Origin of the sequence: Lentzea sp. NPDC020367 (genome assembly GCF_044387305.1) — a bacterium.
Taxonomy (GTDB): Bacteria; Actinomycetota; Actinomycetes; order Mycobacteriales; family Pseudonocardiaceae; genus Lentzea.
Map to the genome: position 1 here is coordinate 177,829 of NZ_JBIRVV010000007.1, position 12,426 is coordinate 190,254.

The 12,426-nt window shown below is 69.6% G+C and carries 14 protein-coding genes; 7 read left to right on the forward strand and 7 right to left on the reverse strand.

The features are described 5' to 3' along the window. The first annotated feature begins 32 nt into the window (after positions 1-32). The 3 genes from ACH413_RS29020 to dmpG are packed head-to-tail and all read left to right on the forward strand — an operon-like array spanning position 33 to position 2,736. Positions 33-812 carry a fumarylacetoacetate hydrolase family protein gene (locus ACH413_RS29020; RefSeq protein WP_360043142.1) on the forward strand — a complete coding sequence of 260 codons (780 nt, stop codon included), beginning with the start codon at positions 33-35 and terminating at the stop codon, positions 810-812. Further along, positions 812-1,735: an acetaldehyde dehydrogenase (acetylating) gene (locus ACH413_RS29025; protein ID WP_360043139.1), complete on the forward strand. Its 924-nt coding sequence runs from the start codon at positions 812-814 to the stop codon at positions 1,733-1,735. Before ACH413_RS29020 ends, ACH413_RS29025 begins: the two co-directional genes overlap by 1 nt. Next, positions 1,732-2,736, forward strand: coding sequence for a 4-hydroxy-2-oxovalerate aldolase (dmpG, locus tag ACH413_RS29030; protein WP_360043136.1), 1,005 nt, complete (start codon positions 1,732-1,734; stop codon positions 2,734-2,736). The genes ACH413_RS29025 and dmpG overlap by 4 nt, the downstream gene beginning before the upstream one ends. On the opposite strand, the gene ACH413_RS29035 is transcribed toward dmpG, so the two are convergent. The 4 genes from ACH413_RS29035 to ACH413_RS29050 are packed head-to-tail and all read right to left on the reverse strand — an operon-like array spanning position 2,720 to position 5,844. Continuing rightward, a complete protein-coding gene (locus ACH413_RS29035) occupies positions 2,720-3,652 on the reverse strand; it encodes a 2,3-dihydroxyphenylpropionate 1,2-dioxygenase (RefSeq protein ID WP_360043133.1) in 933 nt (310 codons plus the stop codon). The two genes, dmpG and ACH413_RS29035, sit on opposite strands and share 17 nt — an antisense overlap. Further along, on the reverse strand, positions 3,652-4,536 hold the full coding sequence (locus ACH413_RS29040) for an alpha/beta fold hydrolase (RefSeq protein WP_360043131.1): 885 nt from the start codon (positions 4,534-4,536) through the stop codon (positions 3,652-3,654). Before ACH413_RS29040 ends, ACH413_RS29035 begins: the two co-directional genes overlap by 1 nt. Then, positions 4,533-5,060, reverse strand: a complete 528-nt coding sequence (locus tag ACH413_RS29045; protein WP_360043129.1) for a cupin domain-containing protein — start codon at positions 5,058-5,060, stop codon at positions 4,533-4,535. Before ACH413_RS29045 ends, ACH413_RS29040 begins: the two co-directional genes overlap by 4 nt. 13 nt (positions 5,061-5,073) lie before the next feature. Continuing rightward, entirely contained in the window at positions 5,074-5,844 is a 771-nt protein-coding gene (locus ACH413_RS29050; protein ID WP_360043126.1) for an SDR family oxidoreductase, read from the reverse strand. Positions 5,845-5,883: 39 nt separating this feature from the next. On the opposite strand from ACH413_RS29050, the gene ACH413_RS29055 reads away from it, so the two are divergent. The 4 genes from ACH413_RS29055 to ACH413_RS29070 all read left to right on the forward strand — a co-directional run bounded on the left by ACH413_RS29055 (position 5,884) and on the right by ACH413_RS29070 (position 9,024). Beyond that, positions 5,884-6,666 (forward strand): IclR family transcriptional regulator, encoded by a 783-nt coding sequence (locus tag ACH413_RS29055; protein ID WP_360043123.1) that lies wholly within the window; start codon positions 5,884-5,886, stop codon positions 6,664-6,666. A 78-nt stretch (positions 6,667-6,744) separates the two neighbouring features. After that, on the forward strand, positions 6,745-8,250 hold the full coding sequence (locus ACH413_RS29060) for an NAD(P)/FAD-dependent oxidoreductase (RefSeq protein ID WP_360043120.1): 1,506 nt from the start codon (positions 6,745-6,747) through the stop codon (positions 8,248-8,250). Beyond that, a complete protein-coding gene (locus ACH413_RS29065; protein WP_360043117.1) occupies positions 8,210-8,668 on the forward strand; it encodes a cupin domain-containing protein in 459 nt (152 codons plus the stop codon). The genes ACH413_RS29060 and ACH413_RS29065 overlap by 41 nt, the downstream gene beginning before the upstream one ends. Next, the gene (locus ACH413_RS29070) at positions 8,665-9,024 is read left to right on the forward strand and encodes a nuclear transport factor 2 family protein (protein WP_360043114.1); all 360 of its coding nucleotides are present in this window, start codon (positions 8,665-8,667) and stop codon (positions 9,022-9,024) included. Before ACH413_RS29065 ends, ACH413_RS29070 begins: the two co-directional genes overlap by 4 nt. Before the next feature lie 35 nt (positions 9,025-9,059). Here ACH413_RS29070 and ACH413_RS29075 read toward each other — a convergent pair whose 3' ends face one another. From ACH413_RS29075 to ACH413_RS29085, 3 genes are all read right to left on the reverse strand, one after another. Continuing rightward, positions 9,060-10,856, reverse strand: a complete 1,797-nt coding sequence (locus ACH413_RS29075; RefSeq protein WP_360043111.1) for an FAD-dependent monooxygenase — start codon at positions 10,854-10,856, stop codon at positions 9,060-9,062. Between the two features lie 3 nt (positions 10,857-10,859). Then, complete coding sequence (locus ACH413_RS29080; RefSeq protein WP_360043108.1) at positions 10,860-11,216, reverse strand: putative quinol monooxygenase; 357 nt, start codon at positions 11,214-11,216, stop codon at positions 10,860-10,862. A 170-nt stretch (positions 11,217-11,386) separates the two neighbouring features. After that, on the reverse strand, positions 11,387-12,415 hold the full coding sequence (locus ACH413_RS29085) for a 6-phosphofructokinase (protein WP_330278203.1): 1,029 nt from the start codon (positions 12,413-12,415) through the stop codon (positions 11,387-11,389). Positions 12,416-12,426: the final 11 nt, after the last annotated feature.

Genomic DNA, 12,426 nt, shown 5'->3' on the forward strand with positions numbered 1-12,426 from the left:
ACAGGACGAAGAACACCGCCACGATGAGCGGCATGAACGAAGTCCTCATTGCAGCGGAGCGCCTGGCGACGGCGGCGCGCGAGAAGGTCCCGTGTGCGCCCGTGCGGGACCTCATCGGTGAAGCCGAGGCGTACGCGGTGCAGCAGCACAACATCGCCGCACGGATCGCGGACGGCGCCACGGCAGTCGGTCGCAAGATCGGCCTGACCTCTCCGGCGGTCCAGCAGCAGCTCGGCGTGGACCAGCCGGACTTCGGGGTGCTGCTCGACGACATGGCCTACGAGGACGGCGACGAGCTGCCGGTGTCCGGGCTGCTGCAGCCGAAGGTCGAGGCGGAGCTGGCGTTCGTGCTGAAGGCGGACCTCACCGAAGGGCCGTTCGACGAGCAGCGGGTCGCGAGCGCCGTCGGGCACGTCAAAGCCTCGCTGGAGATCGTGGACAGCCGGATCAGCGGCTGGGACATCACCTTCGCCGACACGGTCGCGGACAACGCCTCGTCGGGGCTGTTCGTCCTGGGTACCGAGCAGGCGGACCTGGGCGAGGTCGTGCCGAAGAACGTGGAGATGGTGCTCAGCGTCAACGGTGTGGAGCGCTCAGCCGGCGCCGGTACCGCGTGCCTGGGCGACCCGCTGACCGCGCTCGCCTGGCTCGCCACGGCCGCCGCGAACCTCGGCGCCCCGTTGAAGGCGGGCGACGTCGTGCTCAGCGGCGCGCTCGGCCCGATGGTCGCGGTCGAACCGGGCGACCAGGTCGAGGCGACGATCACCGGGCTCGGCACCGTGCGGGCCACTTTCGCGAAGCAGGAGGCGTGATGCGCACGAAGGTCGCGATCATCGGGTCGGGCAACATCGGCACCGACCTCGTCATCAAGGTGCTCAAGCGGTCCACCACCCTCGAGGTGGCGGCACTGGTCGGCATCGACCCCGCGTCGGACGGCCTCGCCAAGGCGCGAAAGCTCGGCGTTCCGACCACTTCGGACGGCATCCAGGGCCTCGTCGGCATGCCGGGGTTCGAGGACGTCGAGATCGTGTTCGACGCCACCTCGGCGGGCGCCCACGCGAAACACGCCGAAATCCTCGCCGCGCACGGCAAGCGGGTCATCGACCTCACCCCGGCGGCGATCGGGCCGATGGTGGTGCCGACAGTCAACCTCGACGAACACCTGAGCGCGCCGAACGTCAACATGGTCACCTGCGGCGGTCAGGCCACGATCCCGATCGTCGCCGCGATCAACACGGTCACTCCGGTGCCGTACGCGGAGATCGTCGCCTCGATCTCGTCACGAAGCGCGGGGCCGGGTACGAGAGCGAACATCGACGAGTTCACCGAGACGACCGCGCAGGCCATCGCGGACGTGGGCGGCGCGCGCCGAGGCAAGGCCGTCATCGTGCTCAACCCGGCGGACCCGCCGATCACCATGCGGGACACCGTTCTCGCGCTCGTGAACGCACCGGATCCCCAGACGCAGCACCGGATCCGCGCCTCCGTCGAGTACATGATCACTCAGGTGGCCGCGTACGTTCCCGGCTACCGCCTCAAGCAGCCCGTGCAGATCGACCCGGTCAAGCAGCCGCACACGCTCACCGAGGAACCGGTGACGCACCAGGTCACCGTGCTGCTGGAGGTCGAGGGAGCGGCTGACTACCTGCCTGCCTACGCGGGCAACCTGGACATCATGACCAGCGCGGCGCTGCGAGTCGCGGAGACCATGGCGAAGGCGGTCGTGCGCGCATGAAGATCTACCTCCAGGACGTGACGCTCAGGGACGGCATGCACGCCCTGCGGCACCGCATCGATCCCCGGAAGGTCACCGAGATCGCCAGGGCGCTGGACCAGGCCGGGGTCGACGCCGTCGAGGTGTCGCACGGCGACGGCCTCAGCGGCGGCTCGCTCGTCTACGGTCCCGGCAGCCACACCGACTGGGAGTGGATCGAGGCGGCCGCGGAAGCGTTGACCCAGGCCAGACTCACGACGCTGCTGCTGCCCGGCATCGGCACGCTCCACGACCTCAAGCGCGCCCACAGCCTTGGCGTGCAGTCGGTTCGCATCGCCACGCACTGCACCGAGGCCGACATCTCCGCCCAGCACATCGCCGGCGCGCGCGACCTCGGCATGGACGTGTCCGGGTTCCTGATGATGAGTCACCTCGCCGAACCGCAGGAGCTCGCACGCCAGGCGAAGCTGATGGAGTCCTACGGCGCGAACTGCGTCTACGTAACGGATTCCGGCGGTCGCCTGCTCCCCCACGACGTCCGCGCCCGGATCCGTGCCTACAAGGACGTCCTGGACGCCGACACCGAGATCGGCATCCACGCGCACGAGAACCTGTCTCTCGCCGTCGCGAACTCCATCACCGCCGTCGAAGAAGGCGCCACGCGGGTCGACGCCTCCTTGGCCGGACTCGGTGCCGGAGCGGGGAACTGCCCCATCGAACCGTTCGTCGCCGTCGCGAACCTCCAGCAGTGGCAGCACAACGCCGACCTGTTCGCGCTCCAGGACGCCGCCGACGACCTCGTGCGGCCGATCATGGACCGCCCGGTGCGCGTCGACCGCGAGAGCCTCACCCTGGGCTACGCGGGCGTCTACGGCTCATTCCTGCGCCACGCCGACACGGCCGCCCAACGCACCGGCGCCGACGTCCGGACTCTCCTGCTGGAGGCCGGACGCCGGCGCCTGGTGGGCGGTCAGGAGGACATGCTCACCGACATCGCCCTGGATCTCACACGGCAAACGTAGTTCCGATGCCCATGCCGGTGATCCACTCCGGCACGGGCTCGTAACTCGTCCACGCCAGCGGCAGGCCGACGGCGACCTGCCCGATGAGCCAGCAGCGGATCTCGTGCCCGCCGCTGCCGGCGTGGTCCTCCAGCGCCTCGTGCCCGAGGGAGGCGATCTCACCGGCAGACCCCGCCGACAGCCGGTCGAGGAACCACCCGTCCCACACCGCGTTCACCTTCGCGTCGGGGTTGCCGCCCATGGCCTTCACCCGCGGCTCGCGCGCCGCCGCGAACTCCTTCGCGTACGCCCGTCCCCGGATCAACGACTCGCGCCGCTCCCCCACCACGGACGGATCGCGCGGGTCGTTGGACGGCAACCAGTGCGACAGGCCGCCGGAAGCGACCACCAGCACCCGTCCCGGAAACACCGACGACCGCAGCGCGGCCCCCAACGCGCGCCCCAGTTCCACGCAACGATCCAGCGACGGCAACGGAGGCGCGGCCGTGTTGACCACCAACGGCACCAACGGAAGCGTCGTGCCGCCGGTGATCATCTCGTAGCTCTGCACGATGCCGTGGTCGACGGTCAGCGAGTACGACAGCGACACGTCGAACCCCGCGTCCGCCAGACCGCTGTGCGCCGACCAGGCCAGCGTCTGCGCCACCGGCAACGGCCCCGAGCTGCTGCCGAAGTCGCCGAACCCCACCGCTTCCTCGACCCCGAGCACGAACGGCGGCATCACGTCGTAGAAGTTGGCGTGGAAGTGGTCCGGCCCGATGACCACGATCGCGTCCGGCGCCAGCTTCTCCACCGCGAGCCGCACGCGGTCCGCGTCCCGCAGGAACACCGACCCCGGCCCGTCCGAACCGTCCGGCGGCAGCAGCGTCGCGAACGGGCTGTGCGACATCCCCGCGAATCCGATGATCTCCGCCATCAGGACGGGTCCTTTCCGTGCAGCAGCCAGGTGCGGTGCGTGTCGAGGAACTCGGAGACCTTCTCCCACTGCGGCCAGTGCCCGGCGTCGTCGATGACGTGCAACCGCGCGTCCGGCAACCACCCCAGCAGCATGTCGGCCTCGTCCAGCCCGCCCGTCGGGTCGTGGCTGGTCCACAGCAACAACGTCGGCGCCGAGACCTTCCCCACCCACGCCGGGTCCCACGCGAAGTCCTTGCGCACCACGGGGTCCTGCAACACCAGCGTGTTCGTGATCGCCTGCACGAACCCTGGCCGCGAATACACCTGACGGCGCAGGTTCACCAGTTCGTCGGTGACCATCTCCTTGTGGTGGAACAGGAACTCCACCCGGCGGCGCACGGTCTCCTCGCTGGGGTCGAGCACGGCGGCCATCGTGCTGTCCCGCATGCGTTGCATGACCTCGGGCTTGTTCGCGATGTTGCCCGGCGTGTTCAGCACGAGCCGGTCGACGCGGTCCGGGAAGTGCGCGGCGACCCACGCGACCACCCAGCCGCCCAACGACTCACCGGACAGGTGCGCCTTCTCGACGCCCAACGCGTCCAGCAGCCCCACGAGGTGCTCGGACAGCACGTCGATCGTGTACGGCAGGTCCGGCAGGTCGGACCAGCCGTGGCCGATCATGTCGTAGGCGGTGACGTGGAAGTCCTCCGCCAGCCCCGCGACGTCCCGCGCGTAGGCCTCCAGGTGGCCGCCGGTGCCGTGCAGCAGCACGAGTTCCGGGCCGGAGCCTGCCTGCAGAATCCTGGTCCGCACGGTGTGGCCGCGCACCGGGACGTCGATGTGCCGCACGGTGTGGTCCACATGCGACAGTTCGCCCCAGATGCTGACGTGTTCGGGAATCACTGGTCCTCCCCTGATGTGTCGAAACGGGCGCGGGCCTCGTCGAAGGTCGCGAGGCCGGCGCTCTGCCTGCGGGCGAGCCCGAAGAGGGCCAGCAGTCGCGAGTTCTCGATCGTGAGGAACTCGACCGGCTCCGAGGTGGAGTCGTTGTAGTGGCGGTGCCAGGTCCACGGCGGCGTGTAGACGAACGAGCCGGAAGTCCACGCCACCGTCTCGAACTTGTCGGGTTCGGCGTCCTGGATCTCGCTGTGCCCGTCGCCGGAGATCACGAAGTGCACGGTCTCGTGGTAGTGCCGCTGCATGTCCGAGCTCTCGCCCGCCGGGATCACCTGGCGGAACAGCTCGAACGTCGACGTCGGCAGCTTGCCCGCGATCCGCAGCGTGGTCGGGTTCGGCACCGCGCCGGCGGGAATCGTCTCCAGCTCGTCGTCGTGCACGACCAGCGGACGCCCGCCGTCGGGCCGCACCGCGTGCGTGAGCGCCCCGAGGAAGTCGGTCATGGCGAAGTCGGGTCCTGAGGTGGCCAACGCGCTTTCCCTTTCAGCCTGAGAACTCGGTGCGACCGCCGTCGACGGTCAGCACGGTGCCGTTGACGTAGGAGGCTTGTGGCGAAGCCAGAAACGCCACGGCGGCGGCGATCTCCCTCGGATCCGCGGCACGCAGGGCCGGAATGTCCGCGAGATCGTGTGCGGCGGCGGTGTCGAGGTCCACGCCCGCCGCCTCGGCCCTGCGGCGCAACACCTCCAGCCGTCGAGGCGTCAAAGTCGCGCCGGGAGCGACGCAGTTGACCGTGACGCCGTCCGCCGCGAACTGCCGTGACGCGAGCTTCATCGCCGACGTCACGGCAGCGCGCAGCACCGTCGACGACGCCAAGCCGGGTTGCGGCTGCCGCACGGCCGTCGACGTGATCGTGACGGCCCGGCCGAACCCGCGCCGGGCCATGAGGGGCAACGCCTCGCGCAGCAACGCGAGCGGCCCGAGCAACAACAGGTCGAGGTCGCGGTGCCACTGCGCGTCCGGCACCTCGAAGATCCCGCCCGGTGACGGCCCGCCCGCGTTCACGACCAGCACGTCGAGCGAACCGAACCGGCCGGCGACGTTGCCGACGACAGTGGTGGCCTCACCGGGATCGGCGAGGTCGCAGACGAGGTGGTCAGCGCCGAGGGGCGCGGCCGTATCCTTCAGCGTGGATTCGGTGCGTCCGGCCAGCACGACGCGGTATCCGCTCTCGACGAGCGCCGCGGCCGTCGCCGCACCGATTCCGCCGGCGCCGCCCCCGACGAGCGCGACCCGCGTGGTGTTTGCGTCCATGAGCTCCTACAGTCGCCGTGTGCGAATGGTCCACCAAGGATGAGTCCCAGTGACCGGGACTCGCAGTCAACCGAGCCGAGCGGTTCACTCGAACGCGCGGCGGCGATCCTGGACGCCTTCGACGTCGGGCACCGCGAGCTGGGCCTCGCCGAACTCGTGCGCAGATCCGGCCTTCCGCGCTCGACGGTGCACCGCACGGCGGGCCGCATGATCGAGCTGGGCTGGCTCGACAAGCCGGGCGACCGCTACCGGATCAGCACCGGCCTGTTCAAGCTCTCCAGCCTGGTGCCGGTGCGGCACGAGCTGCGTGAGGCCGTGCTGCCGTTCCTGCAGGACCTCTACGCGGCCGCCCGCGTCACGGTCCAACTCGGCGTGCTCGACGGCACCCGCGTGCTGGTCGTGGACAAGATCACCGGACACCGGCCGATGCCGATGCTCGACCAGGTCGGCGGCGTGATCCCGGCCCACTGCTCGGGTCTGGGCCGCGCGATGCTCGCCTACTCCGACACGTCCACTGTGGACGCGGTGATCGCCGCGGGGCTGGAACGCCGCACTCCCCGCACGATCACCAGCCCGACCACGTTGCGCCGTGAGCTCGCCGCGATCCCCGATCGGGGCTGGGCCTACGACCGGGAGGAGGGGATCGTCGGCATCAGCTGCATCGCGGCACCGATCTTCAACGCGGGTGGCGAGGTCGCCGCGGCGTTGTCGGTGACCGGCCCGAGTGCGGCGGTGCGCCCGGAACGGATCGGCCCCGCCGTGCGGATGGCGGCCGCGGCGGCGACGCGTGCCTATTCGACCCGTCGCTGGGAGTCCCACTAGCCGGGACTTCTGGTTGGCCGCCGACACGGCAGCGCTCCACAGTGTGGTCTGTCACGTCCTCACCGAGGAGGCCCCAGGATGCGAGTCGCGATCATCGGCGCCGGAGTCGCCGGCCTCACCACCGCGAAGGTGTTGCTGCAGGCAGGGCACGAGGTCGAGGTGTTCGACCGGACACCGGACGTCGGCGGCGTGTGGAGCCGCACCCGGCGCTACCCCGGCCTCACCACGCAGAGCCCGAAGGCCCAGTACTCGTTCTCGGACTTCCCGATGCCGAAGGACCTGCCGGAGTGGCCGACCGGCGAGCAGGTGCAGGCGTACCTGGAGGCCTACACGTGGCACTTCGGTGTCGACGCGTGCCTGCGCCTGGAGACGACCGTGACGTCCGTCGTGCCCGTTGGCGACGCGTGGGATCTGACCACGCACACCGGCACGACATATCGCTACGACAGCGTGATCGTGGCCAACGGCGTGTTCTGCGAACCGTCCGTGCCGGCGTTCCCGGGCCGTGAGGAGTTCGAGGCGGCCGGCGGGCGAGTGCTCGCGGGCACCGAGTTCCTCGACGTCGAGGAGGCGCGGGACAAGCACGCGCTCGTCGTCGGGTACGGCAAGTCGGCGTGCGACGTGACGGTGCCGATCAGCGGTGTCGCCGCGAGCACCGACATCATCGCGCGGCAGCTGCTGTGGAAGGTCCCGCGCAAGATCGGCGGCGTCGTCAACTTCAAGATGCTGCTGCTGACCCGCATGGGCGAGGCGCTGTTCCGCTACCGGTGGCTGCGCGGGTTCGAGAAGTTCCTGCACGGCCCCGCGAACGGGATGCGGCGCTCGATGCTCAACTCGCTCGGATCGGTGTCGGTGCGGCAGTTCGGGCTGGCGAAGCACGACCTGGTGCCGTCCGGGCAGATGGAGGACATCGTCAAGGGCGCCATCGGCCTCGCGACCGAGGGGTTCTTCGAGGGCGTCGAGTCGGGCGAGATCCGCGTGCACCGCGACCGGACGATCGCGCGGCTCAAGGCCGGTGGCGCGGAGCTCTCCGACGGCACGGTGCTGCCCGCCGACCTGATCGTCTGCGCCACCGGGTTCACGCAGGGCGTGCCGTTCCTGCCGGACTCCGTGCAGGAACGGCTGTTCGACGAGCGCGGCAACTTCGCGCTGTACCGGCAGATCCAGCCGATCGGCGTGCCCGGGCTCTACTTCAACGGCTACAACTCGTCGTTCTTCAGCCCGCTCAACGCGGAGATGGCGGCGTTGTGGATCGCGGCCGACCTCGCGGGAGCGCTCTCGCTGCCGGACGCCGCCGCGCGCCGGGCGGATGTGGCGGCACAGCTCGCGTTCATGGACGAGGCGACGAACACGCACCACTGCCGCGGCACGAAGATCATCCCGTTCTCGCTGAAGAACGCCGACGAGGTGCTCGCGGACCTCGGCCTGCAGATCAGCCGGACGACCCGCGCGTCGCACTGGCTCAACCCGGTCGCGCCCTCCGCGTACCGCAAGGTCACGCCCCAGTTGCTCGCCCGGATCAGTCGAAACGAGGTTGGAGACCATGGAAACCCCCGTGAAGCATCACGTCTACCGCAGCGGTGAGGGCACGAACGTCGGCGCGATCGGCCTGGGCATCTACACGAGGCTGACCGGCGCGGACACCAAGGGCGCCTATTCGCTCTTCGAGTACGTCGTGCCGCCGAACCTGGGCGGGCCGCCCACGCACATCCACAGCCGCGAGGACGAGCTGTTCACGTGCGTGCAGGGACGGGTCGTCGTCGAACTGGACAGCGAGGAACACGTGCTGGAGCCAGGGGACTCGCTGCTGATGCCGCGCGGGGTGCCGCACATGTTCCACAACCCGTTCGACGAGGAGACGCGCGTGGTGGCCGTCGTGTCGCCGCCGGGTCTGGAGAACTACTACCAGGCGTTGTCGGAGCTGCCGCCGGGGCCGCGGGACATGAAGCTGGTCGCGGAGATCATGGTGCAGCACGGGCTTTCGTTGCAGAAGAAGCCATGACGCGCGCCGATATGGTGCGGCAGATGTGTGCCGCTGTGGATTCCGGTGACGCTGAAGCGTTCGGTGCGTGGTTCGCCTCCGATGCCACCTACGTCTTCGGCAACAACGAGCCGTTGATCGGGCGTGCCGCGGTCGTTGCGGCGACTGCCGGCGCCGCCGGTGCGTTGCCGTGGGTCCGGCACGTGGTCGACCAGGTCGCGGAGGTCGGGGACCAGTTGTTCTGCCGGTTCACCATCGAGACCGAGGCACCGGACGGGAAACAGCTCGCGTTGCCCTGTGTGACGGTGATCTGGATGTCGGGCGACGAGATCGTCGACTATCGCGTGCACATGGACATATCGCCGGCGATGGCGTGAGAAGAGGGGCCCGGTTCGCCGGGCCCCTCTTCTCGTTATGCAGCTTGGGTTTGCTGTGCGGCCGGGCGGTGCACCGTGGCGAGGAACCGCCGGCAGGCCTCGAAGTCGAGCTCGTCACAGCGCCACGCGACGTGGCCGTCCGGGCGGATGACGTAGAGGGCCTGCGATTCCGGTTCGGTGAGGCCGTAGTGCTCGAACACCTGCGCCGAGTCGGCTCGGTGCACCCGGCCGTCCGGCCTGGCTTCCACTCGCGCGACGAGATGGCTGGTGACGCCGAGTTCGTTCAGCGCGGTCATGTGCTCGGTGATCTCGTTGCCGGTGAGGTGCTTGCGGGACAACGCGATCACGTGCAACTGATAGCCCTGCAGGAGGTCGAACATCTGCTCGCGGTCGTTGATCCTGGCGTCGGGAACGCGGTGTCCCGCCAGTGGGCCCTTGAGCGAGTAGAGCAGCTCGTTGACGTTGATCTCGCTGGGCCGGTAGCCGAGGCTCAGCTGGGAAAGGCGGTGGAACGACTTGCGGTGCGGGATCGGTGCCGCCGACATCCGTCCGATCAGGAACGGTCCCGCGGTGTCGCGCAGCCACGCCTGCCAGCCGCGCAGGCCCGCCGCGACCCGGTAGAGGCGGTCGGTGAACTTCAGCAACCTGATGCCCGCCGGATGACGTTCGGCGGAGTAGGTGTCGAGCAGGTCGACGTCGTCGTTGATCGCCGCCGCGAGCTTCCAGGCGAGGTTGGCGGCGTCGTGCAGGCCGGTGTTCATGCCCTGGCCGCCCGCCGGGGAGTGGATGTGGGCGGCGTCGCCGACGAGGAACCCCCTGCCGCGGCGGTAGTCGTCGACGCCACGCAGGTGGACCTGGTAGCGGCTGGTCCAGATCGGGGTGCTGAGGGTGACGGGCAGGTTCATCGCCCTGCGCAGCTCGTCCTGCAGGACCGCCAGGTCGAAGTCCGCTCCGGGGTCGCCGAAGTCGGTGACCATCACGCGTGAGGTCTCGGCGCCTTTCAGGGGAAGGAAGAGGCCGATGCGGTCGCGGTTCATGAACACCCGGAAGTGCGCGTGGTCGAGCGGCCACTCGACCTTGCAGTCGGCCAGGAGATAGCGCTGGCCGTACTTGTCGCCGTCGAAGGTGAGCCCGAGCCGCTGGCGGACGGTGCTGTGGGCGCCGTCCGCGCCGACGACGTACTGGGCGGTGATGGTCCGTTCTCCCAGGGTCGCGGTGATGGCGTCCTCGGTCTGGTTCAGTTCGGTGAGCCTGGTGCCGCGCCAGACTGTGACGCCGTGCCGCGCGAGGTCCTTGAGCAGCACCTCCTCCACTTCGGACTGCGGCGCCATCAGGATGAACTGGTACGGCGTGGTCGCCGCCTTCGCGCGGTCGAAGTCCAGGCCGCCGGCCTGCTTGCCCCTGATGTGGAAGCGGATGCCGGTCGTGACCACGCCGCGTTCGAGCAGCTCCTCGGCGAGTCCGATGCTGCGGAACAGCTCGATGGTGCGGGCCTGGACGGCGAACGCCCTCGACTCCGTGGCGGGACCGGCGTTGGCGTCGACCACGCACACCCGGACGCCCTGGCGGACCAGCAGCGCCGCCGTCATCAGGCCGCTCGGGCCAGCGCCGACGACGAGCACGTCGCAGTCGTAGCGGGACAGCCGGGACATCGCCGCCCCGGGTTTCGGCGGCGGGTTGACCGGGCGGGTCCGGGACTTGCCCAGACGGGTCAGCAACCCGCTGCCCGGACGGGCGGTGACCTGTGGCAGCGGGTTGCCGGTGAACCTGCCCCACAGGCGGCGGGTGAGGAGGAAGAGCAGCGTGACGATGGCGATGATCAGCAGGCCCACGGTCTACCACCCGGCCGGCAGGTCGCTGGACATGCGCAGGAACTGCTGGCGCAGCGGGCCCTCGACCAGAGGCTGGATCGCGCGCCGGAACTCCTGGACGTAGGGCTCGGTGAGGTGCTTCTCCAGGTCCTGCTTCGACCGGAACATCTCGTAGATCACGAACTGCGACCGGTCAGCGCGGTCCCGATGGACGTGGAACTCGATCGAACCCGCCTCGGCGCGCAACGGCTCCACGAGGCTGAGGATCAGTGCCTCCACCTGGTCCTCGTGGCCCTGCTTGGCCTGGGCGAACCCCAGGTGGGCGTAGGGCCCGGTCTCGTCGGCGTCCGGCTCGGGCAGGACGACTCGCGCGTCGCTCATGAGGTCTCCCTTGACTGCTCAACGGATGATGAATTCACCATCGCAGCGAGCGAGCGCGCGATCACAGCAGGAGTCCCAGCGAGCGGGACCGCCCCGCTCAATGCAAAAGACGTTTGCGGACGACCGCAAACGTCTTTTGCACAAGCGATATATTGGATATTGCCCGAGGGTCAGGCCCCGAAGAAGACCTCGGCCTCTTCGTAACGCTCGGTCGGGACCGTCTTGAGCTCGGCCGTCGCCTCCGACAGCTTCACGCGGACGATGTCGGTGCCGCGCAGCGCGACCATGGTGCCGAAGTCACCGGCGGCGACGGCGTCGACGGCGTGCAGGCCGAAGCGGGTCGCGAGGACGCGGTCGTAGGCGGTCGGCGTGCCACCGCGCTGGATGTGGCCGAGGATGGCCGCGCGGGACTCCTTGCCGGTGCGGTCCGCGATCTCCTCCGCGAGCCACTGGCCGACGCCACCGAGGCGGACGTGGCCGAAGGCGTCGCGCTCACCGGAGTGCAGCACCTCGGCGCCGCCCTCGGGGATCGCGCCCTCGGCGACGACGATGATCGGCGCGAACTCGCTCTCGAAGCGGCGCTCGACCCATCCGACGACCTTGTCGACGTTGAACGGGCGCTCGGGCACGAGGATGACGTTCGCGCCACCGGCGAGACCGGAGTGCAGCGCGATCCAGCCGGCGTGCCGGCCCATGACCTCGACGACGAGCGCACGGTGGTGCGACTCGGCCGTGGTGCGCAGGCGGTCGATGGCCTCGGTCGCGATGTGCACGGCCGTGTCGAAGCCGAACGTGTAGTCCGTGGCGCCGAGGTCGTTGTCGATCGTCTTCGGCACACCGACGACGCCGATGCCGTCGTCGGTCAGGCGCTTCGCGACACCGAGGGTGTCCTCGCCGCCGATCGCGATGATGGCGTCGATGTTGTTCGCCGCGATGGTCTCGCGGATGCGGTCGACACCGCCCTCGACCTTGTAGGGGTTCGTGCGCGACGAGCCCAGGATGGTGCCACCGCGGGTGAGGATCTCCTCGACGTCCGCGAGGCCGATCTCCTTGGTGAGGTTCTCGATCGGGCCCTGCCACCCGTTGCGGAACCCGACGATCTCCCAGCCGTGTGCCTTGATGCCCTTGCGGACCACGGCCCGGATCACGGCGTTCAGACCGGGGCAGTCACCACCGCCAGTGAGCACACCGATGCGCATCTGCTTCCCCA